This window comes from [Clostridium] scindens, assembly GCF_019597925.1.
Lineage (GTDB): Bacteria > Bacillota > Clostridia > Lachnospirales > Lachnospiraceae > Clostridium_AP.
The window spans coordinates 1,768,895-1,794,785 of sequence record NZ_CP080442.1 but is presented as its reverse complement, the minus strand read 5'-3'; the positions used below and the strand labels follow the sequence as shown (position 1 = coordinate 1,794,785).

Sequence of the window (25,891 nt, the reverse complement as noted above, 5' to 3'; positions counted from 1 at the left end):
TTACGCATCCCCATTCCTTATACATTGAAGCAGCCACCTCCGATGAACTCCCGCAGCAGGGAATTGGTAGGCACATTCTCGCTTCCGATTCCCACAAAATAATCCAGGAACTTCAGAAGCCTCTTGGCTTCCAGATATTCCGGGCAGTCCCGGTCAATCCCAAAAAGCAGCGATTCTACGTAAGGCTTCAATACCGCCAGTTCATAGATCAGCGCGGAATTGAACATAACGTCCGCCTCTTCCTGATAGGGGAAGATGTTGCGCTCCTCCCCTCTTCTGACAGACGGCCACATGCTGATCGTCCGCTTAGCGGAAGATCCCCGGGTGCGGGCATCCCTGACGATTCTTCGTATCAGGCGGCCATCCGTGGTGGGAATCCGGTTGTGCTCGTCTATGTTCAGCTGTGTCAGGGCGCTGATGTATATCTTGAACTTGTTCTCATCCGGCAGACTCTCCGTCAGTTTGGGATTCAGGCAATGGATGCCTTCTATCACCAGCACGTCATTTTCTCCCAGTTTCTTAACGTCGCTCCCATATTCCTTATGTCCCGTCACAAAATTAAACCTTGGGATCACCACTTCTTTTCCTGCCAGCAGTTCCTTAAGCTGCCGGTTAAATAGTTCTACATCCACTGCCTCCAGGCATTCAAAGTCATATTCCCCGTTCTTATCCCTTGGATTGACTTCCCGTTCCACAAAATAATTGTCCACCGCGATTGGGTGGGGAACCAGCCCGTTGGCCCGAAGCTGGACGGACAGCCTGTGGGAGAACGTCGTCTTTCCTGATGACGACGGGCCTGCAATCAATATGAACTTTCGTTCTCTGCGTTCGGCAATCTGCGCCGCGATCTCCGCGATCTTCTTCTCCTGCAGCGCCTCCTGAACCAGTACCACCTGTAATCCGTCGCCGTTGGTAATCTTGCCATTCAGCGCGCCAACCGTCTCTATCCCCTGCATATCGCCCCACTGGGTAGATTCTTTGAGTACATGGAACAGCTTATTCTGAGGCTCGAATGGAGGCACCTCTCTCGGGTTCTGCTGGGTAGGCATCTGCACCACAAACCCTTCATCATACAGATAGAGTTTGAAATATCTAAGATATCCGGCGCTAGGCACCATATAGCCATAATAATAATCTTCAAACTCATTCATGCTATATATGTTAACCTTGGATACCCTCCGGTATTCAAACAGTCGCTCCTTGTCATGCATCCCGTGCTGTCCGAATAAGGCGATGGCATCGTCCGTATGGATACTCCGCTTATGGATCGGCATATCCATCTCCACCATCTCGCGCATTCTCGCCTCCACATGCTCCAGGAATTCCTGATCCAGACGAATCGTCCCCTCAATCGTACAGTAGTAGCCCTTGCTGACAGAATAATGGATTCGGACCTTATCGATATCATCGTGGTTTGCTACATCATAGACCGCTTTTACCAGCATCAGGCTCATGCTTCTTTTGTAGGTCTTATGCCCGATTGGCCCGGAGGTAGTCTCAAACCGCATGACGCAGTCTCCTTCCAGCGTCTTATGCAGTTCCTGCAGCCGGTCGTTGATAAATACCAGCACGATATCATCCTCATAGTCCTTCTGGTGCTCTGCGGCAATCTGGCGGTATGTAGTTCCAGCTTCGTACTGCCGGATTTCATCCCCTATCTGCACGCTGTACATCTTCTTCTCCATCTTATAACCGCCTCTTTTCTTTGATTTCTTTCCTGCTACATGATTGTAAATGGATGCACGATCGGAGCCGCCATCACCTCCACATCCGTCAGATGACTGCCCAGATACTGCCTCATATCTTCCATAAATATATGCTCGATGCCATAGTGACCTGCATCAATGACTGCCAGTCCCTGGGCCACCGCGTCAATTCCTTCATGATGGCCGATATCTCCTGTGATAAGGACATCCGCCTTCTTATCAAGCGCCGCCCTTATCATGCTCTTGCCAGATCCAGGGGAGATGGCGATCCTGCGCACTCTGGCATCAAGATCTCCAAATATCTTGACGGAGCCCAACCGGAAGGAATCCTTCACCTCCTGGCCGCATTCCCGCAAGGTAACCGGACGATCCAGATCTGCCACTCTCCCGATCCCCTCCTCGCCGTTATCCGAAGGTCCATTCTCGCAGGTGGCTTCCAGAACCTCTGTCTTAGAAAGATGCATCTTCTCTCCTGACAGCCGGGCCATTCCCAGCACGTCATAGTTCGTATGCATTGCATAGTAAGAGATGTCGCTTTGGATCAGCTTCAGTATCCTGCTTCCTATAAAATCCAGATTATTGATTCTTTTTAATGCGCCGAATATCATAGGGTGATGGGTCACCAGCATGTCAGCCTGGCTTTCGATTGCCGCGTCAATGACTTCATCCGTCGCGTCAAGGGCAATATAGATCCGCCTTACTTCCTTATCATCTCTTCCCACCAGCAGGCCTACATTATCCCAATCCAGCGCATACTCTCTTGGATAAGCCGCTTCGATCACATCCATTACATCCTTACACAGCATATGCATTCTCCCTTCTTCCTGTGCCTTATCTGTCAAAATACTCCAGCGCCTCCCGAAGCATCACGATCTCCTCGCGTACCTCTTCCATACGCCTGGCAGCGCTTTCGCTGCCTTTTCGCCTGCTCAGCTGGCCAAAGATGCTTTCCCGGATGCCCATCTCCCGGTCCAGGTACTTCTTAAGCACCGGATGCTTCCCTTCCAGCAGGCATTTGCCATACAGGTATTCGCACTCCGTATAAGGCGCACTGCTTCCATGCTCTACTTTCATTATAGGGTAGAACTTGCCATCCTCTTCCACCATATCCTCAGCCACGATCTTCATCTGGTTCTCCGCCACGTAACGGCGGACTCTATGTATCTCTGACTGGGGCTGCAGGATGCAGGACTTAAGCGTATCCACCACCGGCTTTCCCTCTCTTAGTATCTTGATAACCAGGCCGCCTCCCATCCCGGCGGCAATCATCGTGTCCACTTCTCCAGGCTCCACTTCCTTAAGCCCGTCAGACAGCCGGGTCTCGATCTGTCCTTTCAGCCCGTGGCCCACAATATGCATTCTGGCCCTCTCCAGAGGCCCTTTATTGATATCCAGGGCAATCGCCCTTGCGGCTATATTGTTCTCGATCAGATAGATGGGAATATAGCCGTGATCCGTTCCAATATCTGCAACAGAGGCGCCCTCTGTCACAAGACTTGCAACTTTGGTAAGTCTTTTTGATAGTTCCATAGGCGCCTCTTTCTTAATCCAGATAATCTCTCAATTTTCTACTACGGCTGGGGTGTCTGAGCTTGCGCAGCGCCTTCGCCTCAATCTGGCGGATACGCTCGCGGGTTACGTCGAATTCCTTTCCAACCTCTTCCAGGGTACGGGCGCGCCCGTCATTCATTCCGAACCGCAGCCGCAATACCTTCTGCTCTCTTTCCGTCAATGTGTCCAGAACCTCATCCAGCTGCTCCTTTAACAGTGTCTGTGCAGCCGCTTCCGCTGGCACTGGCACATTGTCGTCCTGTATGAAGTCTCCCAGATGACTGTCTTCTTCCTCGCCGATAGGCGTCTCCAAAGATACCGGCTCCTGGGAAATCTTCAGAATCTCCCGGACCCTCTCAACCGGCATGTCCAGCTGCGCCGCAATCTCTTCCGGCGTAGGCTCGCGTCCTAGTTCCTGCAATAATTGTCTGGACACGCGGATCAGCTTGTTGATCGTCTCCACCATATGGACCGGAATCCGAATCGTCCTTGCCTGGTCTGCAATCGCTCTTGTGATGGCCTGGCGGATCCACCATGTGGCATATGTGCTGAACTTAAATCCCTTATGATAGTCAAACTTTTCAACCGCCTTGATCAGGCCCAGATTGCCTTCCTGAATCAGGTCCAGAAACAGCATGCCGCGCCCAACATAACGCTTCGCAATGCTGACAACCAGACGCAGATTGGCCTCTGCCAGACGCTTCTTGGCCTCTTCATCGCCGTCAGCCATCCGTTTCGCAAGATCCACTTCTTCTTCTGCGGTCAGAAGCGGAACCTTTCCAATCTCTTTCAGGTACATGCGGACTGGATCCTCAATGCTGATGCCATCCGGCACGCTCAAGTCGATCTTTTCCATGTCCACATCGTCTTCTTCCGCAATGACGATATCCACATCGTCGATATCATCATCCTCGTCGCCGCTGATCCGCAGGACATCAATGTTATTGGACTCCAGATGTTCGAACACTCTCTCCATCTGCTCGGCCTCAAGTTCCATATCCGAGAAGAAATCATTGATTTCCTGTAATTCCAGAATACTTTTCTTCTTTTTTCCAAGAGATACCAGTTCTTTTAATTTCTCCTCGAATTTCACTGTGTTTTCTTCCATGTAGCGTCCATCCTCTCATTGCTTGTTTATATTTTATCCTTAATTAATAGAAATATGCAGTTTTTGAAGGTCCTGTAGTTCCCTTTTTGCATTCATCAACTGCTGAAGACCCTTGATATCCGTGGGGTCCAGCTTCTTAGTCGCCTCTTCTATACTATGATTCTTAATCCGGATAACCGTTTCCTGCAATGCCTTTTCCTGCTCTTTTGCCGTCGTCAGTTCCTTGATCTTTGTGTGGAACAGGCTGGCTACCTCGCGGTGTTCTTCTTCATCCGTAAAATGATTCATGATCCTTGCCGGGTTCACGTCATGCTTCTCGTACTGCTCATAGAGCAGCTGTGCCACCGTCCTGTAGATTCCTTCTGAAAAATCCGCAGGCGTGATATACTTCTCAATCTGGCGGAATACCGCCTCATCTGATGTAAGCCAGGTCAGCAGTATCTTCTGGGACTTGAGAATCCCATCTTCCTTCTCCTTCTTCTTGCCCTGGGTGCTCTTCGGCCTCTCCACTGGCTTGGCCAGTCCTGTCTGGATCGCCATCCTGCCCACCAACTTGCGCAGGTCTTCGAACCCTACATGATAAGCGCCAGCCACCGCCTCTATATAGTTGCCGCGCTCAATCTCTTCATCGAATTGTGCAAGCCGCCTGGCGACTTCTTTCATGAAATCAGTCTTACCTTCCGGAGAATGCATGTCATAATTCTTCTCCAAAATCTCCAGACTGAACATGAATCCATTCCTCGCCTTGCCGATCCGCTCTTCAAAAGCCTCGGCTCCCAGATTCTTGATAAACTCATCCGGATCTTTATAGGGCTCCATCCGAATGATCCTGGCTGTGATGCCCACATCCCTCAGTATCGGGATAGCCCGAAGCGCTGCCTTGGTGCCGGCTTCGTCGCTGTCATATGTAAGATAGACTTCCTGCACATACCGCTTGATCAGCGATGCATGTCCCGGCGTAAGCGCCGTTCCCAGGGAAGCGACCGCATTGGTGAATCCCGCCTGGTGAAGGGATATCACATCCATATATCCTTCACAGAGAAGGAAATAGGACTTCTTGGTACTCCTCGCCCGGTTCAGTCCGTAGAGGTTACGGCTCTTGTCGAATATCATGGTCTCCGGCGAGTTCAGGTATTTGGGCTTTCCATCTCCCATAACACGGCCGCCAAAGCCTATGACGCGGCTGTTGGCATCCATGATCGGGAACATGACCCGGTTCCAGAACTTGTCGTAAGCCCCCTGCCTTTCATCTACGGTAATCAGTCCGGCCTTTGCGATCATCTCATCCTGATATCCTTTGGAACGAAGATATTTGTAGAGGTCATTGCTGTACTTGTTGGCATATCCTAGGCCAAACGCCTTGATGGTGTCATCCCCAAGTTCCCGGTTCTTAAGATAGGAGAGCGCCTGGGCGCCCTGGCTGCCTTTTAGCTGTGCGTAAAAATACTGCGCGGCTGCCTTGTTGATCTCCAGCAAGATAGCCTTGGTGTCCGCACGGGCCTTTGCTTCTTTTGAGTATTCTTGCTCCGGAAGTTCCACGCCTGCTCTGTCCGCCAGATACTTAAGCGCTTCTACGAAGGAATAATTCTCATACTCCATCAGGAATGTGAATACATTGCCGCCGGCCCCACAGCCAAAACAGTAATACATCTGCTTCTGCTGGCTCACAGAAAAAGAGGGAGACTTCTCATTATGGAATGGACAGAGTCCAAAATAAGAACTTCCCTTTTTCTGAAGTTTCACATAGCCAGAGATTACATCTACAATATCATTTCTTGATCTTACTTCTTCAATTACTTCATCGGAATAATACATAATTTACACCCTCATATATAATATTCGACAAAAGTACTTGATTTCCTTTAAATTTTCCAAGATTCCGGAATAAAATATTCCTCGAACTTCTTGATCGCGTATGTATCCGTCATTCCCGCAATATAATCACAGACAATCCGCTCCGGCGTACCCCCTTCTTCCTCCAGCATTTCAAGGAACTGATCCGGAAGCAGCTGGATATGCCTCCGGTAATAATCATAAAGATTGGTCACCATGTTAATGGCCTTCTCTTCCTCGCCTTTAGCCACCGGATTCTTATACACATTTTCAAACATGAAGGCGCGAAGGTCCATGGTAGCCCGCTCCACTTCCGGAGACATCCGGATCTCCGGCTGGTCCATGCTGTTGATGATCACATTATGGATCATCGTATCCAGGCGGACTCTGGTAGAATTTCCAAGAATCTCCCTATATGGTTTCGGAATATCTTCCTCTTTGAGCACGCCTCCCCGGATCGCGTCGTCAATATCATGGTTGATATAGGCAATCTTATCCGACAGGCGGACGATCTGTCCTTCCAGCGTATGCGGCGTACCCGCGGATTTATGATTCAGGATTCCGTCACGCACTTCCCAGGTCAGGTTCAGTCCCTCGCCCTGCTTTTCCAGACGTTCCACCACCCTTACGCTCTGCTCGTTATGCTGGAACCCCAGCGGGCATACCTCGTCAAGCGCCCGTTCTCCCGCATGGCCGAAAGGCGTATGCCCCAGATCATGCCCCAGCGCGATCGCCTCCACCAGATCTTCATTGAGACGAAGAGCCTTGGCTATGGTCCTGGCGTTCTGGGATACCTCCAGCGTATGGGTCAGCCTGGTCCTGTAATGATCCCCTTTGGGAAGAAGGAATACCTGCGTCTTCTGCTTCAGCCGGCGAAACGCCTTGCAGTGGAGGATCCGGTCCCGGTCCCTCTGGAAGACGGGACGGATATCGCATTCTTCTTCCGCGCGGTCTCTTCCTCTTGAATCCTTGCTTAGCGTTGCATAAGGACTCAAATATTCAATCTCCCTAAGTTCTAACTGTTCCCTGATCGTCATTGGACTGCTCTCCCATCCGTCTCCTAATACCTGTTATGTACATCTTCCGCAAAACACATCAAATCCCTGACTTCAATTACCCTTCCATCATCCAGGACCGCCCTCCCGCTCATCTTGCCAAATACCTGATGCTGGTCTGTCACGATGACAAGCGCCGACGTCTTCGCTGCCCGGTCAAGCACCGGCAAAAAGTCCATCTCAAAACGACCGTCGCTGGATGTAAACTTCCAGGGCTTCCTATAATCATCTTTCGGGATATGGAAGGTGATATCATCCAGTTTATGACAGACGCCATCATAAAATAACATATTCTCGCTGGCAGCGCTGGTATCGCCAAATCCATATCCGATATTGAACCCGAAAGGCTTCCCCTCGACCGTGGCGTTGCCTGACCCCCAATACCAGCGGTTGTCATAGGTCCAAACGCCTCTTCCCCAGTCCAGCGTCCCATAATCCGTATCCCTGGAAAATGTATATCTTGTACCATCATATTCCATATAGCCCGAAGCCCTCATGCAGTTAATCTTCTGATTATAATAGAAGGCCGTCTTCTTTTCCTTCCATGGCGTGGCAATCACCATAGTGTCCATCTTCGGCTGTTCCAGCCTGATATCGCAGGTGAACGGCTTCCCTTTGTAGAAATCCAGGAACTCGCACTGGATCTGCCTGGATCCATCTTCTACTGTGAAACTCATCTTCAGCCGTTTGTCGCTGTAGACGGTATTGCCCTCCTCAGAAGTAGCCGGAAGGCCAAACCGTCCCATGGGAAACGGGTTCAATATGGTCTCCGTATGCTCCCATCCTTCTTTAAAGTTCAGAAGCGATACGGACTGAAGACCGATATACCCGTCATCCGATATGGTAAATGCCCCGGCAAATTCTTCATTGAGCACCAGATAATAATCCCACTCCTTAATGCGGAATCTTGGTGCCTTTATCTGGCTTCGGTCATATCTTTGCACCAGCTGCCTGGACCATCCCGGCTCCCTTAAGGAGCCGTCCGCTTTTAGCAGATCCTGTCTTCTGGTCACCTCATGATTTCTCATAGCCTACCTCTTTTTCTTCTCTTCCTTTAATCTGGCCTCTATCGCGTCAACCACCGTCTGAAGCACCTTGATCCTGGCATAGTATTTGCAGTTTCCTTCTACCACGATCCAAGGCGCGTCCGGCGTAGAAGTACGGATCAGCATCTCATTGACCGCCTCCTCGTACTGGTCCCATTTTTCTCTGTTACGCCAGTCTTCGTCCGTAATCTTCCACTGCTTATCCGGGTTCTCCTGCCTTGCCCGAAACCTTCTCTCCTGCTCGTCTTTATCTATCTGCATCCAGAATTTTAAGACGATCGCGCCTGCGCTTGCCAGATCATGCTCCATATCATTGATCTCTTTGTAGGCACGCTGCCACTCCTGCTTCGTACAGAATCCTTCAATCCGCTCTACCATGACCCTGCCGTACCAGGTCCGGTCAAATATGGTAATATGCCCGGCTTTTGGCATATCCACCCAGAATCTCCACAGATAATGATGAGCCCTTTCGATATCATTTGGGGAGGCTGTGGGATGCACTACATAGCCTCTCGGATCCATCTTTTCTGTCAGCCGCTTGATGGCGCCGCCTTTGCCGCCTGCATCCCATCCTTCAAATCCCAGCACCACCGGAATCCTCCTGCGGTACAGTTCTCCGTGAAGCTTCTCCATCTTCTTCTGCAGCTGCTCCAGCCGCTTCCGATATTCTTCTTTGGAATAGGACAGGCTTAAGTCCGCCTTGGCAAGAATGGATTCGGTCAGTTTCTTATCCTGTACCGTCTCCTTTTCTGGTTCCGTACTCTCCTCTTCCTTAAACTGCCCCAGGCGTTCCTTTCTTCTTACTTCCTCTACCTTCCCGGCCAGCGTCTGGGCGACAATCGCATAGATCTTAGCCGTGGCAAACCTGCGGTCGACCGCTTCCACGATGTTACAGGGCGCATGCTCCGTGTCCGTGCGCATCAGCATCTCTTCATTGATCGCCTCATACTCGTCAAACTCCTTATTACGCTTCAAGTCGCCCTCGCTTACGCGCCAGGACGTCTCCTTGGAACTTAAAAGTTTTTCAAAACGTTTTTTCTGCTCCTTTTTGTCGATCGCCAGGAATATCTTTATGATTACCATTCCATCATCCGTCAGCTGTTCTTCGAAAGAGCAGATAGACCGGTAAGCATCCGCCACTTCTTTCTTCTTGGTCTTTTTGTCAAACCGGTCAATCAGCACTTTGCGGTACCAGCTGCTGTCATATATGGCAATCCGTCCCTTTGGCGGCATCTTAGTCCAGAATCTCCAGAGGAATGGATGCATCTGCTCTTCCTCCGTCTCCTTCTTAACCGCATGTACTTCGAATCCTCTTGGATCCAGAGCCTTTATCAATTCTCCGATCTGAACGCCCTTGCCGGCTGCGTCATATCCCTCAAATGCTATCATGACCGGAATCCCCAGGTCCTTGCATTCCCTTTGGAGTTTCCCGATCTTCGGCTCCAGTTCCATAATCTTCTCTTTATACTCCGACTTGCTAAGCGTCTTCGTTAAATCCAGTTTCTCCAGCATAGGCATTCCCTCCCTGCTCTTTAGGTTTTCTGATTCTTATGCCCATTATACACCATATACGCAATAAATTGAGTATTTTTAATTAAATACAGAATTATTCGTCTTCATCTTATATTAACTGGACATTAAATGCCGTAGTCTGAGGCGGAATACTTGGTGTCTGGAAGTTTGCGTGGGTGATGCGAACCATTTGGCCTGGCCAGAGCGAGCTGAATCTGATCGGCGCCCCAAAACGGCTGGTAAATGAAGTCGTATTTGTAATGATAAACTTCATCTGATTGTCACTGTTGTCGGGATCTTCCGTAATCAGAAAGTTATTGTCAAAATCAATCATTATAATCCTGCCTATTGTAACCGAGGACGAAGGCCTGGGGCTTCTTAGTACAGTAACCAGGAACGCATTTGCCTGAGGCGGAATGCTTCTTGTCATACGTGCGGAAAATGTAGCATTTACCCAGGATCCTGCCTGAATGCAGCACAGGCACATACGCTGCCCGAAAGAATTCAGGATCACAGTGCCTCTGTTAATATTCAGCTGGATATCCTGGATGGAAGTTATATTGTTTCTTTCCCGCACGGCATAAGAAACAAGGATTTGCCCTCTCGCATTATTAAAACAGGATACGTCTTCCACAAAGCCATTATTTATCCGCATCGTGTTTCCCTGCTGGATCATAATACCACGAGGATCATTATTCATAACATGTTACCACCAATCGTTTTATTACAATATATGCGGATTATGGCGAAAAGGAACTTTAAAAGAATGGCCGGCGGTGGCCAGAGAAATGCAAAATGAAATACAAAAATCCCCTAATCTACCGGAAATCCAGTAAATTAGGGGTGTTAACTGCGGAAGATGGGACTTGAACCCACACGAGCGCATTGCTCACAAGATCCTTAGTCTTGCTCGTCTGCCAGTTCCGACACTTCCGCAAGTGACGCTTGAACCGTCCGAAGAATATATTACTATATAGGGCCTAAAATGTCAATAAATAATTTCATTTTTTTAAAATTTTTCTCCGGATATACCGGAAGGTTTTATCCTCTCCTTCCTCCGCCAGCATCTTCAATAAAAAATGAAGCAATGCTGCTGTCTCCGGGTGTATCATCTTGCCAAGCTTGGCTGCTCCTTTTTCATAATACTCCAGCGGCTGCCGGTCGGTATAATTACTGCCCTGATAAGTCTTAGATGCTGCCACCCGGTCCATGAACATCTCGATTACATATTTTATGGGCATCTTCTGACCCACAATGCCTTCTCCCGGATCGACGCTATAATCAATCCAGTACTCATAATGATGCTTGTTCCTTCCCTTGTGATGCAGCCAGGCTTTGGAATAGCCTGTCGCCTCCCTCTCGGCGTTATTCGGGCTCCTGGTTCCTTGATAATACTTGCATCCCACCAGAAATTCTGTGGGCGAATACTTCGACATGTCATGAAGCAGTCCTTGTTTATAAAGCCCAACTTTAAAGCAATGCTTCATGACCAGTGATTTATGATGATTAATCGTGCGCAAATGCTGCCAAACTTTCATACTTACTCCTTTTTCTTTCCCTGTTATCCTATATATCTGCTAATAACAAACAAAATCAAAAGATGGGCCGGATAAAAAATATAGAAGAAATACTTCATCTTCCTGCCCCGGCTTCCATTATATAATGCGATCGGGATCATGGCAAATGCGCCATATCCCTGTAGGCTTCGATTCCAGATCAGATTCCAGGCCGCCCCGCATCCAAGTTTCGTCCATCGGAAGTTCCGCAGCTTGTAGAATATGAATGCCAGCAGGATTCCCCTGAATCCATAGTCGGTATGGAGCATCTCCGCCAGCCACATGACCAGCAGGACCTCAACAGCCTTCTGCGGCCATTCTCCGCCTTTTTCCAGGACATACATCATAAGCACTCCCAGAAAAAGCGTAAAGAATACGTTCTGATGCGTGAATTCCAATACTTTTCCCTTAAAAGCCAGATCGTAAGGAATCTCCGATATGAGCGCAAATGCGCCCAGCCTTGCCATATACTTGAAGATATTGCGGGTATGGAAGAACCCTTCTATCAGCAGAAAGCAGAATATGGGAAAGGAAATCCTCCCTATATATCGGAACGCCATCTCTGTAGGATACAGGATTGCCCCCATATGATCAATGACCATCGTCACGATGGCAATCCATTTTAACTGATATGAAGTAATTCCAGCCTTCCAATTCATGCCTTCCGTGCTATTAGCCATGTCCCTTACCTGCCTGCGAGCATCATTACTGTCCGTTCGTCCAGTTCTACGCTTCTTTGATTTTTAAGCAATTCCGCTTTCTTAAGAATTCCATCTTCTGTGGAGGCAATCTGATACCATTTCTTTCCTTTTGGCAGCGCGGGCAAGGCAAATGTATGCTTCAGCCAATGCATATTGTAGGCCACAAAGCAATCTTCTCCTTCAAGAACTGCGCCGCTATAGTACACGCCCAGCTGGCGGCTGGATACCTCCGACGGCGCCTGCCAGGCATTTTCCCCATGATAAGACACATCAGGCACGCCGCAGCAGGTCTGATCCATTCCCCGAAGTTCTTCCTCCGGGCAGAAAACCGGATATCCTTTGCGGATGGCGATCAGCCCTTTGACAAAAGCAAAAAGTTCCTCTTCCCGTTCCAGTTTCCGCCAGTCCAGCCATCCCGTCAGATTATCCTGGCAATAGACGTTATTGTTCCCCTTCTGGGAATTGGCAAATTCATCGCCTGCCAGAATGCAGGGCGTCCCCTGAGCCAGCAGCACAAGGGCGAACGCGTTCTTCATCTGCCTGTCGCGCAGTTCCAGAACGCCTTTTTTTCTTGTAGGCCCTTCTGCCCCGCAATTCCAGCTGAAATTATAGTCCGGCCCGTCCTGGTTATTCTCTCCATTGGCTTCGTTGTGCTTGCCATCGTAGGAAACCAGGTCGCACAAGGTGAAGCCATTATGGTTCGCTATATAATTAAATATTCCTTCCTCTCTGGAATTATGCCGAAGCCAATGCATGACCTCCGGCACCATGCCCTCGTCCCCTTTTAGGAAACGGCGCATGACGGTCTGGAAGCCCAGCTGATGGACCATGATCTTGGTCTTTTTTAGAACCGGATCTGCGTAAATCCCTTCCATGGGCGCAACCACAGGGTTCAGGATGAATCCGTCCACATGGTATTCCATCATGTAATACCGCAGGCATTCTTCGATCATCTGTTTGGGGACTGTCCCAGTAAAAGGCATCTCAAGCACGACTTCTATTCCTGCCTTATGGCAGGCCTTCACCATATCCTTCAATTCCCGGACAGCATCGCCGGATGCGGAATACGACGCCTTTGGCGCAAAACAGTAGGCATCCCCGTATCCCCAGTAATTCCTGTACTGCAGGCATTCTTCAAAATCATATACCGGCATCAGATGAATCTGGTTAATCCCCAGTTCTGTAAGATAAGGAATCTTTTCTACTACGCCGAGAAATGTTCCTTTATTCTTTACCTGGGAAGAAAAATGCTTTGTAAACCCACGCACATGCAGGCTGTAGGCAATCACTCTGTGGTATGGAAGCCTCAGGGGCCTGTCTCCCTCCCAGTCATATTCCCTGGCATAGAGGATCCCGCGGACTTCGTGGTTCTGCATCTCTCTTTTCCTGCCCCACACTTCCCTGCCTGCAAGCGCTTTCGCATAGGGATCTGCCACGACTTCTCCGTCGATCATATAATTATACTCATAATCGGATGGCGCAAGCCCCTTAAGGGCAAGATAACGCACTTCCCCTACAGCCATATCCATCGGATAGGCCGCGCAAGGCTCGCTCTCCCCTGCCCGGTACAGCAATAGCCGGCATTCTTTTCCCTCCGGCACAGCCACGGAAAAATTCACCTCATCTTCTGAAATTGTAACGCCTAACGGCAAGGGCCGCCCCTCTATCTCTTTCATGCCTAATCCTTCCTGTCGTCCGTTTATGATTATTGCCATCCGTCGGTTCCATACATGTCCACATTGTCTTTATTGATCATGAATACTTCTTCATAAGTCTCCTTCTCATAGTCATCCCCATCCAATATGCTGATGGCAACCTCAGAGGCTTTCTTTCCAATATTAATCGGCGATTGCGCCGCTGTTCCCGCAATCTGGGTTTCCGGCTTCTTCAGTTCCTTCTTAATATCCGGGGAGCCGTCCACCCCATAGATCATCACTTTGTCAAGTCCCGCCAGGTTCACCGCTGTCTTGGCGGCTACCGCCAGCTGGTCATTGCCGCACATGATGGCGGTCACATCCGGATATTCTGCAAGAATTGATTTGGCTGCTTCCAGAGCCTTGTCAAACTCTCCCTTGGTATCTTCTCTTGCCACTACCTCAAAGCCCTTCTCTGCTTTGGATATGGCTTCTTCAAACCCGGTAATCCTGTCATTGATGGAATTCTGGGTCGGGCATTCAAGGATTGCCACCTTCCCTCCATCCGGGGCCTTCTCGATCAGATCCTCGCCGCAGATATAGCCTGCGTTCTGATTGTCGGAGCCAATGTAGGCGTCCACATATTCCATCTCTTTTACCTGGGCATCCACGTTGATGATCTTCACATCCGCGTCCTTAAGCGCCTTCAGGGACGGCGTGATCGCCTCCCAGTCCACCGGGCACAGGAAGATCGCGTCGATCCCCTCATCAATCATCTCCTGGATCTGCGCCGCCTGCAAGTCTGGATCTGTTGCCGGATCCTTGGTGATCATCCGGTATCCTTCCTTCTCGATCGCTTCCCTTGTTGCAGCCTCCAGGGTAATAAAATATGGATTCTCCATGTCTATGGCTGAAAAGCCAAATGAATATGTATCTTCTTCCTCTTCTGCATCTTCGCCATCCTGCGAGTCTTCCTTCACCGCATTATCCTCCGGGGTACCCACGTTCTTTTTACATCCAGACAAAGCGAAAATGCATACGAGCATTAAAGCCAATACTCCTAACATTCTCTTTTTCATCATAATAGTCTTCCTCCTTATGCATTGTTTTACACGCACAGGTACATTTTACAACATTTTTACTGTTTTGGCTACTCTTTTCATTTCCCCTTGCTTTTTGCAGGTTCCTTTGGTACAGTTAAAGTATTATTATGCAAAGGAGAGTACTACTATGGACGAATACATGACCGTGGAACTGACACTTGATAACGATGAAGTCGTTGAATGCGCGATCCTCACTTTATTTGAGGCAGGCGGCAAGGAATATATCGCCCTCCTTCCTCTGAATGAAGACGGGGAGACCGAGGACGGAGACGTATATCTTTACCGCTATACGGAAGATGCCGACGGCGAGCCTGAACTTGAGAATATCGAAGATGACGATGAATATGAGATCGCTGCCGATGCTTTCGACGAATGGATGGATACCCAGGAATTCGAAGAATCAGGCGACGATGAATAGTTCGTTTACAAAGCGGGAAGGGCTTAGGCTTTTCCCGTTTTTTTCTTTTACATAACTTATGATAAGCTTTCTCTTGGCCCGCGTCATAGCCACATAGAACAGCCTTCTCTCTTCTTCGATGTCATCCGTCGACTTTGCCTTCTTATACGGAATGCTTCCTTCATTTCCCTGTATGATGAAAACCGTGTCGTATTCCAGCCCTTTTACGCCATGCATGGTCATCAGCGCCACGCCTTCCCCTTCCTGGCTGCGGGATTTTCTTGCCTGCTCTGCCAGCATTTCCTTGTATCTTTCCACGTGCTCGAACCATTCGTCAATACTCTGATACTCTTTGGAATTCTGCTGGATCTCTTCCAGGACTGCCATCAGCTCTTCCGGCTGCACCTGCCGATACGCGGCGTATTCACGCAGGTATTCGTCATATCCCATACTTTTTCGGATATACTGGATGGCCGCATATGGCGTCTTATTACAGATCATCTTCATATCCCACTCCAGCTGGTCAATGCGGTTCTGCATCCACGCCTTGTCACAGTAAAAATTCCGCAGAGTCTCATAAGTGACCTTGCTTTCGCTCATGCTGTCACGTCCGATATACCGGTTAGGGCGGTTGGCGATCTGAAGGAAATATTTGCGTTCCTGCTCTCCCTTAGCCAGATGAAAATAACTGCTGATATCCGTTCCGATAAAATGCTCGTAGATATTATTCAAGTGCTCTTTCATCGTAAATGGAACCTGATACTCCATCAAAGTCTCTGACAGCATCCTGGCATCCAGGCTGGTACGGTACAGCACGGCCATCTGGCTATATGGGATTCCCTGGCTTTGATATTCCTGTATCCGCTCCAGCACATATCTGCTTTCTTCTACCGGATCTTTTACTTCTTGTACATGGATAGTTTCTCCGGCCTTCTGCTTGGCTGCGATCTCCTTGTCAAACCTGGTCTTATTATGTCCGATTACCCGCAGCGCGCCATTGACAATGTGAGCGCTGGACCGGTAATTCACATTCAGAAGAATCTGTCTGGCATTCGGATAATCATTTGCAAACTCCATCATAATGCCTGGCTTTGCCCCCCGGAACCCATAGATGGACTGGTCATCATCCCCTACGATAAACAGATTGTCTTCCGGCGCCGCAAGCATGCGGATCACGTCATACTGGGCCTGGTTCACATCCTGGAATTCATCCACCAATATATAGCGGAACTTTTGCTGCCACTTTTCGAGGATATCCCGCCTTTTTAAAAAGAGGTCCCTGCACATCAGCAGCATGTCTTCAAAGTCTAGCTTGCGAAGTCTTTGCTTCGCCTCTTCATAGGCCTGGTATAATTCCCGGAACGGTCCTGCCCCGAATCGTATGGATTCATAGGTCTTAATATCCAGGCAGTTGTTCTTTACATTGCCAATCTCTATAGCCAGATCCTGTAGATTTTCTTTTTCTTCACTGGCATCTTCCAGTTCTTCCCACTCTATCTTCGCCGCAGCCTGCCTGATCAGGCCGTATTTTTCCTCTTCCGTCAGCAGATTTGCCTGATTCAGGCTATATGCCCATTTCAGTATGCCATAATAGATGCCATGGAAGGTACCGAAGGTAACTGGCTGCGCTTCCTCGCCAAGAAGCCTCCTGGTACGCTCCTTCATCTCCTTTGCCGCATACTTAGTAAAGGTAATGACCAGAATTTCTTCTGGCCTTACCTTGTACTTTCTTATCAGGTATTCAATTCTCTTTGCTATGGTAAGAGTTTTCCCGGAACCGGGACCGGCGAGGACCATGCAAGGTCCTTCCTTGTGGGCGACTGCCTCTGCCTGAGCATGATTTAAACTCATAGATTCCCCTTACTTGCTTAATAATTCAATGCCTCTTCTGATACGTGCAAGAGATTCCTCTTTGCCGAGAATCTCCATAATCTCCGTTGCTCCTCCAGGAGTGTTCTGCTTGCCGGATACCGCGGTTCTTACCGGCCACATCACAAATCCGGTCTTATAGCCTTTTTCATCCACGTATCCTTTCAAAGCCGCAAACAGCCCGTCATTGCTGAAGTCATCCTGGCCTTTTAGAATGTCAAGCACATCTTTTAATACTTCCAGAGAGTTTTCTTCATTGGTCTTCATCTTCTTGTGACAATACATGGATATGTCATACTCCGGCAGTTCCTCAAAGAAATCGATCTGTTCCCGGATATCCGGGAATATCTCAATTCTCGTTTTTACAAGGGACGCGATCTTCCTAAGGTCATAAGGCTTTGTAACCACTTCCTTGATATAAGGCTCTGCCATGCCATAGAACCTGTCAAAATCCATGGCTTTCAGATATTCTCCATTCATCCATTTCAGTTTCACGACATCGAACACGGCCGGCGACTTGCTCATATGGCGGTAGTCGAACGCCTTCACCAGTTCCTCAAGAGAGAATATCTCCTGATTGTCGGAAGGGCACCAGCCCAGCAGAGCTACATAGTTTACCACTGCCTCCTTGACGAATCCCTGGTCGATCAGATCCTCGTAGGAAGAGTGCCCGCAGCGCTTGCTTAACTTCTTGTGGTTCTCATCCGTAATCAGCGGGCAGTGCACGTATACCGGAACCTCCCAGCCAAATGCCTCATAGATCTTATTATACTTGGGAGCAGAGGACAGGTATTCATTTCCCCTGACCACATGGGTGATTCCCATCAGATGGTCATCGATTACATTGGCAAAATTGTACGTCGGATATCCGTCTGACTTGATCAGTATCAGATCATCCAATTCCTCGTTGGGAACAGAGATATCGCCATAGATCTCGTCATGGAATGTGGTGGTACCCTCTGTCGGCATATTGAATCGTATGACATAAGGCTTGCCAGCCGCCAGATTGGCTTCGACTTCTTCCTTGCTAAGTCCCAGGCAATGCTTGTCATAGACCACGATCTCCGTACCGCCATCTTCAGATACCTTGCTCTTTAAAGAGTCCAGCCTCTCCTTGTCGCAGAAGCAATAATAGGCATCCCCCTGATCGATCAGCTGCTTCGCATACTGCAGATACAGGCCGGAAGCATTCCTCTCGCTCTGTACGTAAGGGCCTACGCCGCCATCCTTATCCGGGCCTTCATCATGGATAAGCCCTGTCTCTTCCAATGTATGATAAATAATCTCCAACGCTCCATCCACAAAGCGTTCCTGATCCGTGTCTTCAATTCTCAGCATAAAATCTCCGCCCTCATGCTTTGCGATCAGATAAGCATAAAGCGCTGTTCTTAAGTTTCCTACATGCATCCTCCCTGTGGGGCTTGGTGCAAATCTTGTTCTTACCTTGCTCATGTCAGTCTCCTAATTCTTTTAATATTTTTTCCAAAGTATTATCCACCCTGTCATTGATGGAAATATCGGCAAGCCGATCGGAGAAATGGGGTACCGCATTGACCAGCACCAGTTTATCTCCGTCATAGTATTTTACCAGCTGGGTGCATAGATAGGACTTCAGGTTGGTTCCCAGCACCAGCAGCACATCGGCTCTTTGTACTTCTTCTGCCGCTCTTGTCATGATCCGGTTGTCTACCATCTCGCCAAACAGGCATACATTCGGCCGCACCGGCGTCTTGCACGCCTCGCACAGAGGTACTTTTCCGGTATCCCTGACGAATTCCATGGAATACTTCCGTCCGCAGTGCGGGCAGTAATTATCAAATACATTTCCATGCAGTTCGATTACATTCTTGCATCCGGCTCTTGTGGGAAGGCCGCAGATCCTTCTCGTAATGATGGATTGGAACATTCCTCTGCGCTCCAGCTCTGCCATCTCATAAAAGCACTTCCCCGGCGGCCTATCCAAGGTACTCAGCAATTCATTGCGGTAGAACTCGTAGAACTGTTCTTTCCTCGTGGAGTAAAAGGAACTGGAAAACATCTCTTCAATGGAATATCCGTATCTTGACTCGATATCATAGGACTCTTCGCCATCTCTTATCGCCGGATATTCGCTTTCCTGCAGCATCCCAACTCCGCTTAAGACCGTGGTATACTTGCTTTCCTTTAGTATCTGCACTAACGTCTTTCCTAACATATGCTCACCCTCCTTCTTGCTGTAATCAACCCCAGCTTTCTCTCTGGATTGTAAACATATTGTAGCACATCCGCTTCGCCTACATCAACCTTTTCTAAGCCTTCTTTGCCTCCAATACTTGATTTGGAATGCTTCTCTTGGAATGGATACGATGAATACGATTCCAAGCACGATGCCAAACGCGATCTTCACCGATTCCAGGCCTTTCTGCGCCGCCAGCGCCAGCTGGTTGGTCACCAGATAGTAGGCCGTATAATAGATGCCGGCGCCTGGCACCAGCGGAAAGATTCCTGATACCAGGAAGATGGTGATCGGGCACTTCATCTTAACCGTAAGCATCCGGGATATCAGCACCACTACCAAAGCCCCCAGAAAAGACGCAACCGCCGCGGAAGCGTATCCCTGCATTGCCTTGAATACCAGCCAGCCTGCGGTTCCCGTCATCCCGCAGCTTAAGTAAAAGCGTCTGGGGACATTGAACAGCACGGCATATCCCATGGTTCCCATGAAAGGGCAGACTATATTTATCATAAACTCATGCATCATAATACCAGCCCTCCGATCATGTTATTATATACGCTTAAAGTAAAGCCGACCCCGATAGCGATGTAGACGAAGACCAGAATGGCATCGATCATGCGCACCGTGCCCGACAGAAAATCACTGTCCGCAATATCCCGGATGGCATTGACAAATGCCACTCCCGGTACCAGGGGCATGATGGATCCGATAATCATCCCTTCCATCTTCACCTCGCCAAAAATCGGTACATGCTTGGCGCAGATGGCAAGGGCCGTGATGATCACGCCGCCTACAATATTAATAATGATCTTTGACATATTGTGCTTTTTCCCTGCCAGCACCCACATGTACAGTATGCACCCTATGCAAAAGGCGATCATGCTTTCCAGCGCCGTCGCTCCAAGAAGATATCCGAAAAAGCCGCTTCCGACTCCTGCCGCCAGGATCTGGAAATAATCCTTTTTGGGCGGTATCCGGTCAATCTCTTTCAGTCTCTCTACCGCCTCTTCCATACTTACGTATCCGCTCGAGATCTCCCTGGATAGATCATTAACCTCTGCCACAATGCCAAGATGAGGCGCGGACAGCGGAACATGCTTCACCTTCGTATAGGCTTCTTCCAGGCCGTTCTCCGCGCTAATGAAGATACCATGGCTTAAGGTAAATATATCTACATGCTCCACATGGAACCGGTGGCAGATTCTAGTAATCGTCTCTTCCACGCGGAATATCTCAGCGCCATTCTTAAGCAGGATCCTTCCTGCCTCCAGGGCAATATCTACCACTTTCTTTACGTCTATCTCAGAATCCAGGCTCTTCTTCAAGTACACCATATCCGTAAGAAGGACCCCGTCTTCATAGATCGGCTCCCGGTAGTTATCCGTAAAAAAATTAGCCACAATATGGGAATTGGCAAATCCGCACTTTTCATAGAATCCAATAGACTTTGCGCAGTTCCCTGTACCTACATACATGGTATCGCATCGGTTGCTGTAATGCTCGCAGATAAAATGGATCATATACTTTCCATAGCCTTTTCCCTGGTCGCCTTCCCTGGTCGCGATATTTTTCAGCTCGCATTTCCTGTTTTTCAGCAGTTCTACGACACAGACTGTCCGGACCTCGCCCTGATCTATCAGAATGAACATCTCTCCTTTACCAAGATATTTCTCAATCATATCCTCCTGCGGGTCCGCCAGCAGCAGCATATCCATATAGTCTTTTTTGCCTTCGGTTATCAGTTGAATATTCATAGCCTGCTCCCTGTAAAAATTTAATCCAATCTATTATAGCACCGGCATTCCAAAAATTATAGTATATTTTTGTAAAGTTTTAGGGCAGGACCTTTCAAACTGCTAAAGATCCTGCCCTCTATAGATTCCTCCCGTTGGGATAAGCCACCAGTTCCCCTGAGGAAGAATATAAAATTCCGTCCTTGCTGTAGTAATTAGGATTCCCTGGCGCCACTTCGATGTACATCAGAAAGTACAGATGATCAAAGGTTTCCGGCGCGATATAAGTAATATTGGTATAGATGTAGACTTCCATCACAATATCTTCCAGGCCTTCCAAAGAGCCATACTCTATTCCTGTGCAATCCGGGCTCCTTGGGAATGCCAGAATTCCATCCGTTGCCACGGACAGATCCGTATAATCTGTAATGTGTCCCTTGTCATTGCAGATAAATCCGTCGAATTCTTTCCATCCAGCATACAATTCTAATGCCTTCTGATTCTCTGCCAGCCCATCAAAGGGCTTTGTGCAGGCAGCATCCAGATACCATCCGTCAAATTCCTTTCCAAGCCTTCTTGGAATCTCAAGGGACGCTGCATCGAAGTTCTCTGGCTCCACCGTAAATGTGGTAAGTTCCGGAATGCCACCATTGCCATATGCGGATACCGCCAAAGCCGTTATGGGTACATCATCTTCCTCCCCTTTGCCACCATCGGTCAAGTCTGCCTCCGGCATCTGCAAGGCTATGTCCGGTATTGAAGTCGCAAAAGGCAGCGCCTGACTGTCCTCGTCCACGGACACGGGAGCCTCCTCCATACTTTTTCTAACCGCAATCAGACCTCCAAGCCCTGAGATATCGATCACTCCTATCGCCGAATCCGGAAGTGCCTGCACAGGCATCGACATTCCTGCATCCAATATTTCATATCCATTTCCAGCGCCTCCCGACATCTCCGCATATGTCAATCCCTGAACCCTTGCATAGATATATAGGGTCGCTAATACTCCAGCAAGCAAGACTCCGTCCGCAATCTGCCTCCAGCGAACGTGGGTCCTTGCTGCCGGAACCGTCATTTTTATAACTGCTTCCATTCTCTTAATACCTCACGGTTTTATTATAAAACCATAAGGAGATAAAAGAAAGTGGCATCTTGACACCTCAAGACGCCACTTTCCTTAAACAATCTGGTGTTATCACCGAATAAATGCTAATTAATATATCCTGCCTTTTTCAGTTCTTCTTCTGCCTTTGCAAGATTCGCGTCAGATACCAGGATAATCGGTCCTGTGCAGCCCATACCACTCTCTGCATAGACGCCGATCTTCCAGAGGGCTTTTACGCCGTCTTCCAGATCCATGATCTCGATTCCTGCGATCTGCGAGGTTACTACCTCCTTCGGAGGCGCTGTTACTTCTTCCTGCGCTGCAGCCGGCTTATCGGCAGCCTTTCTCGCTGCAAGGATATCTTTAAGGCCTGCCTTGTTGGCAGCCTCGAATTCCTTCTTTGCAACTTCGAATATCTTGCCTCTTACCAGCTGTGCTGCATAGCGGATTGCTCCAGCGATCAGCGGCGCGCCGGAAGCACGGGATACGATCATGACCAGCTGGTCATAGCCTTCGCCGATTCCCGGGCCATATCCATATCCGGATGCCTCGAAGCTTCCTCCTGTCGTATAGGAAGACAGCATTTTTATCAAGATGTTTCCTGACAGTGAATCACATACCATGATGTCCGGAGAGCCCTGAAGGACATCGTTTCCTCTCATGACGCATCCTCCGTCTGCTCTTGCCGACTCTGCAAATGTAATGTCATAACCGTTTTCTTTCAACTGCTTTAACGCGATCTCCGTCTGGCGTGCTCCGTCTACATTCAGGATGCCTACCGTCGGGTCCGCATTGCCGCAAGCCTTAGCTGCGATGATTCCGTAGATGGCATTCTTGATCATGCCCTCGATACGGTCAGCGCTGGAAGTGCCTGTGGTGGTTGCCACATACATCTCTTTTCCCTTAGCTGGCGTAATCGCACGCCCCACAGTGGATACGCCAATCGGGAATGGGAAATGCATGGTGACCGCACCGTCCACTTCCTTATTCTTCAGAAGTTCTTCCATCTTCTTGTGGCCTTCTTCGTCATTAGCCACTTTGACCGTCGTTACTCCCTCGGCCTCCAATGTACCGATGTAGTATACGTCAATCCCCTCTTTTGCCGCGGCAACTGCCGCTTCCATGGCGTTCGCTTCCCCGTGCTCGCTGCCCATGCCAGTGAGGGCGATCTTCGGCCTCTTGCCGAAACTTCCTGTCTCCAGGCCTTCTGCCATCTCCATGAACGTGGTGGCAATCATCTTTTCAATATTATTTGCCATAGTCACCACCCCTTACTCTGCCATCAGGGTAGAAGCAAAGTCTTTCATAGCCTTGGCAATCAGTCCCTTGACTTCTTCTTCGGATACTCCGGCTGCTGCTTCTTCCTGTGCAGCTGTGTTACCGTGGATTACAAAGGAAACGCCGTCAAACAGGTTCGTCATACGTCCTAAGAACAGACTTCCCTTTCCGATAATCATAGCGTTCTTAATCTTGCCTTCCTTAATATCTTCGCAGGCAAATCCTACATAAGGCACTCCTGACGGAATGTGTCCCTGTGTCGGAGCCCATCCGGTAAGGCCATGCTCCTTCGTAAAGTTGGCCAGTTCTTTCCTGTCAAGTTCGCCACGTTTTACTGCAAGCGCTGCAATCATCTTATAGTTAGCCATCGGAACATCTCCTGCTCCTGCTGGCTTCGTGATATCCGGATTCTGCATTTCCGGTGAATACTTGTCGATATCCGTAAGTTTCATTCCGACTCTGTCAAGCGGATCTGATACCAGGCTTCCGATAACTGCCTGCGGCGCAGATCCTGTTCCTACGCAGTGGCGTCCAAGCATGCCTAAGTCGATCTCAGGGCTTACGCCGTCATTCTCAGAGATAACTACGGCAAATCCGCCAAGGCAGTCTTCCAGGATTGGAAGCCCTTTCTTGATGTGATCCTTGCCGTTCATTCCAAGTTTGGCAGTACATCCGCCAGCTGTAACGATAACCGTCTTATAAGCGCCGGACTTAACCAGTGCAGCCGCTTCAATAATCGCATGGGTAGGAGCCGCGCAGAATCCTCTTGCGTCAGATCCGGATGCGCTTACCAGGCCTGCGATCTCGGCCGCTGCTTTTGCAAAGTTACCGCCGCCGCGCTGGTTCATATCGCCGCAAGCTTCCTCTGCGCAGTCGATCACGTATTCTACGTCTGCCTTGTCAATTCCCGCGTTGCGTACCGCATAAAGAATAGAAAGAACGCTGGATGCCTTGCTCATCAGGTTCTCGTGCATTACATGAGCGGATAAATTCACATCGATATCGTGCGCAGGCTTCACGCAGCCTACCAGCTTATCTTCAAAATAGAGCCCTTCTGCATGGTCGTCTGCCATCAGATGCTCGATCTCGGCAAGTTCCACTCCATCCGTAATCTTCTCGACGATGTCTTCAGAGATGATCGGATTCTTGGCAAATGCGTCTTTATACTTTGCTACAAATTCTTTGTCCAGTTTTACTACTTCGAACATGTCACTGGCCTGTACCAGGAAGAGGAACTCTTCCTCCGGCATAATCTCGCCATATTTTCCATAGCGCTGGGCGCCTTCCTTTTTCTTATCATACCATGGGAACTCTACCTCTGACAGTTCGTCCGGGTGAACATTGCCGATGTATGTCTGATTCGGCCAATAGGCTACCGCATCCTCATAAGAGCGCAGATGCTTCGGCACTTCTTTCAGATATTCGGAATCCGGATTCACAATTCTCTCTGTTGTCTGGGTTGTTCCATTATATAAAACCATATCAGGAGTATGTACTAATACGTAGCTTGCTCCTTTGATTACACTATTCATTGGTTTGCCACCTTTCTTCAGCTCATTCATAAGAAAAGGGACAGACCCTTAGCGGGTACGCGTGGCCTGCCCCTCCTCAATTGCCTGACGCGGCTTACTTAAGCCTGCTCAACCTGGTCTCTGATTGCTGTCATCTCTGATACGATGTCATCTACATCAAGAACCATTTCCATCATGCTGATCTGCTCATCATAAACTGCTTCGTCAAATTCTTCTTTGATCTCAGGTTCACATACGTGATATACCGCGAGTCCAAGCTGGACCCCTGTCAATGGACCTGCGAAAGTTGGATCGCCTAAAGTAACAGTCTCAGCTGCAAGTCCTGCAGCTTCGCCTTCTGCTGCACCAAGAACTACTACTAAGTTCTCTGCACCATACTCTTCTGCGAATTCTTTAACTCTCTTCTGATTCTCTAAGTCCATTGCGCCTGCGCTCGTTCAGACGAAACATTCCGTGGATGAAAATACGATCTCAGCGCCAGCAGTTTTCACGCACTCAGCGATTGCAGGGCCTGGAATTCCATCACGGTCTCCGATAATTATTGCTTTTTTGCCTTCTAAAATAGCCATAATTATGCTTTCTCCTTTCTAATGTGGTAAACATGTTGTTTATCTATGATTCAGAAATCATCCTTTAGATGTATTTCTTAATCATCGCTTCAATATTTTCTGGAGTAGCGTCATCCTTTACTACTTCCTCAACCTTGGCTCCATCCTTATAGATAGCCATAACAGGAAGGCCCAGAACCTTCTGTGCGATTGCAAGACGGCGTGCCTTTGTCGTATTCAGGGATGTGAATTTCATCTTATCTCCATAGGTATCAGCAAATTCATGTACCTTTGGCATCAATGCCTGGCATGGCACGCATCCGTCTCCGTAGAAGTCTACGAATACATATCCTTCTGCCTTTAATACTTCTTCCTCAAAGTTTTCCTTCGTTAAATCTAACATGGTAAC

24 protein-coding genes and 1 tRNA gene are annotated in these 25,891 nt (G+C 48.9%); 1 reads left to right on the top strand and 24 read right to left on the bottom strand.

Annotated elements, in window-relative coordinates:
• Positions 1-17: 17 nt before the first annotated feature.
• From K0036_RS08635 to K0036_RS08570, 14 genes are all read right to left on the bottom strand, one after another.
• Positions 18-1,685, bottom strand: a complete 1,668-nt coding sequence (locus tag K0036_RS08635) for a nucleoside kinase (RefSeq protein WP_220431162.1) — start codon at positions 1,683-1,685, stop codon at positions 18-20.
• A 35-nt stretch (positions 1,686-1,720) separates the two neighbouring features.
• Complete coding sequence (locus K0036_RS08630; protein WP_220431291.1) at positions 1,721-2,512, bottom strand: Nif3-like dinuclear metal center hexameric protein; 792 nt, start codon at positions 2,510-2,512, stop codon at positions 1,721-1,723.
• Between the two features lie 25 nt (positions 2,513-2,537).
• Positions 2,538-3,236 (bottom strand): tRNA (adenine(22)-N(1))-methyltransferase, encoded by a 699-nt coding sequence (locus K0036_RS08625; protein WP_220431161.1) that lies wholly within the window; start codon positions 3,234-3,236, stop codon positions 2,538-2,540.
• Positions 3,237-3,249: 13 nt separating this feature from the next.
• Positions 3,250-4,365, bottom strand: coding sequence for an RNA polymerase sigma factor RpoD (gene rpoD, locus K0036_RS08620; protein ID WP_004606297.1), 1,116 nt, complete (start codon positions 4,363-4,365; stop codon positions 3,250-3,252).
• A gap of 39 nt (positions 4,366-4,404) precedes the next feature.
• Complete coding sequence (gene dnaG / locus K0036_RS08615) at positions 4,405-6,180, bottom strand: DNA primase (RefSeq protein WP_220431160.1); 1,776 nt, start codon at positions 6,178-6,180, stop codon at positions 4,405-4,407.
• Between the two features lie 47 nt (positions 6,181-6,227).
• Positions 6,228-7,235, bottom strand: a complete 1,008-nt coding sequence (locus K0036_RS08610; protein WP_173693228.1) for a deoxyguanosinetriphosphate triphosphohydrolase — start codon at positions 7,233-7,235, stop codon at positions 6,228-6,230.
• 23 nt (positions 7,236-7,258) lie between these two features.
• Positions 7,259-8,281, bottom strand: a complete 1,023-nt coding sequence (locus K0036_RS08605) for a DUF2804 domain-containing protein (protein ID WP_220431159.1) — start codon at positions 8,279-8,281, stop codon at positions 7,259-7,261.
• Positions 8,282-8,284: 3 nt separating this feature from the next.
• Positions 8,285-9,811 (bottom strand): polyphosphate:AMP phosphotransferase, encoded by a 1,527-nt coding sequence (pap, locus tag K0036_RS08600; RefSeq protein WP_220431158.1) that lies wholly within the window; start codon positions 9,809-9,811, stop codon positions 8,285-8,287.
• Between the two features lie 109 nt (positions 9,812-9,920).
• Entirely contained in the window at positions 9,921-10,511 is a 591-nt protein-coding gene (locus tag K0036_RS08595) for a hypothetical protein (protein ID WP_220431157.1), read from the bottom strand.
• A gap of 151 nt (positions 10,512-10,662) precedes the next feature.
• Positions 10,663-10,747, bottom strand: a tRNA-Leu gene (locus K0036_RS08590).
• A 65-nt stretch (positions 10,748-10,812) separates the two neighbouring features.
• Positions 10,813-11,349: a DUF5662 family protein gene (locus K0036_RS08585; protein WP_220431156.1), complete on the bottom strand. Its 537-nt coding sequence runs from the start codon at positions 11,347-11,349 to the stop codon at positions 10,813-10,815.
• Positions 11,350-11,372: 23 nt separating this feature from the next.
• Complete coding sequence (locus tag K0036_RS08580; protein ID WP_227036263.1) at positions 11,373-12,047, bottom strand: TraX family protein; 675 nt, start codon at positions 12,045-12,047, stop codon at positions 11,373-11,375.
• A gap of 5 nt (positions 12,048-12,052) precedes the next feature.
• Positions 12,053-13,744 (bottom strand): alpha-amylase family glycosyl hydrolase, encoded by a 1,692-nt coding sequence (locus tag K0036_RS08575; protein WP_025643659.1) that lies wholly within the window; start codon positions 13,742-13,744, stop codon positions 12,053-12,055.
• Positions 13,745-13,773: 29 nt separating this feature from the next.
• Positions 13,774-14,784: a sugar ABC transporter substrate-binding protein gene (locus K0036_RS08570; protein WP_029467163.1), complete on the bottom strand. Its 1,011-nt coding sequence runs from the start codon at positions 14,782-14,784 to the stop codon at positions 13,774-13,776.
• Between the two features lie 148 nt (positions 14,785-14,932).
• On the opposite strand from K0036_RS08570, the gene K0036_RS08565 reads away from it, so the two are divergent.
• Entirely contained in the window at positions 14,933-15,223 is a 291-nt protein-coding gene (locus tag K0036_RS08565) for a DUF1292 domain-containing protein (RefSeq protein ID WP_025643660.1), read from the top strand.
• Here K0036_RS08565 and K0036_RS08560 read toward each other — a convergent pair.
• From K0036_RS08560 to trxA, 10 genes are all read right to left on the bottom strand, one after another.
• Positions 15,206-17,053 carry an ATP-dependent helicase gene (locus K0036_RS08560; protein ID WP_173693226.1) on the bottom strand — a complete coding sequence of 616 codons (1,848 nt, stop codon included), beginning with the start codon at positions 17,051-17,053 and terminating at the stop codon, positions 15,206-15,208. The genes K0036_RS08565 and K0036_RS08560 overlap by 18 nt on opposite strands.
• 9 nt (positions 17,054-17,062) lie before the next feature.
• The gene (gene gltX, locus K0036_RS08555) at positions 17,063-18,523 is read right to left on the bottom strand and encodes a glutamate--tRNA ligase (RefSeq protein ID WP_220431155.1); all 1,461 of its coding nucleotides are present in this window, start codon (positions 18,521-18,523) and stop codon (positions 17,063-17,065) included.
• A gap of 1 nt (position 18,524) precedes the next feature.
• Positions 18,525-19,265, bottom strand: coding sequence for an SIR2 family NAD-dependent protein deacylase (locus tag K0036_RS08550; RefSeq protein ID WP_025643665.1), 741 nt, complete (start codon positions 19,263-19,265; stop codon positions 18,525-18,527).
• Between the two features lie 84 nt (positions 19,266-19,349).
• Positions 19,350-19,811, bottom strand: a complete 462-nt coding sequence (locus K0036_RS08545) for a threonine/serine exporter family protein (protein WP_025643667.1) — start codon at positions 19,809-19,811, stop codon at positions 19,350-19,352.
• Positions 19,808-21,040, bottom strand: coding sequence for a GNAT family N-acetyltransferase (locus K0036_RS08540; protein WP_025643669.1), 1,233 nt, complete (start codon positions 21,038-21,040; stop codon positions 19,808-19,810). Before K0036_RS08540 ends, K0036_RS08545 begins: the two co-directional genes overlap by 4 nt.
• A gap of 118 nt (positions 21,041-21,158) precedes the next feature.
• Positions 21,159-22,112 (bottom strand): InlB B-repeat-containing protein, encoded by a 954-nt coding sequence (locus tag K0036_RS08535; protein WP_220431154.1) that lies wholly within the window; start codon positions 22,110-22,112, stop codon positions 21,159-21,161.
• Positions 22,113-22,228: 116 nt separating this feature from the next.
• Positions 22,229-23,383 carry a glycine/sarcosine/betaine reductase complex component C subunit alpha gene (gene grdD, locus K0036_RS08530; protein WP_025643673.1) on the bottom strand — a complete coding sequence of 385 codons (1,155 nt, stop codon included), beginning with the start codon at positions 23,381-23,383 and terminating at the stop codon, positions 22,229-22,231.
• Positions 23,384-23,395: 12 nt separating this feature from the next.
• On the bottom strand, positions 23,396-24,934 hold the full coding sequence (grdC, locus tag K0036_RS08525) for a glycine/sarcosine/betaine reductase complex component C subunit beta (RefSeq protein ID WP_025643674.1): 1,539 nt from the start codon (positions 24,932-24,934) through the stop codon (positions 23,396-23,398).
• A gap of 98 nt (positions 24,935-25,032) precedes the next feature.
• On the bottom strand, positions 25,033-25,503 hold the full coding sequence (grdA, locus tag K0036_RS08520; RefSeq protein ID WP_081702180.1) for a glycine/sarcosine/betaine reductase complex selenoprotein A: 471 nt from the start codon (positions 25,501-25,503) through the stop codon (positions 25,033-25,035).
• Between the two features lie 64 nt (positions 25,504-25,567).
• The gene (gene trxA / locus K0036_RS08515) at positions 25,568-25,885 is read right to left on the bottom strand and encodes a thioredoxin TrxA (RefSeq protein WP_004606320.1); all 318 of its coding nucleotides are present in this window, start codon (positions 25,883-25,885) and stop codon (positions 25,568-25,570) included.
• Positions 25,886-25,891 lie beyond the last annotated feature (6 nt).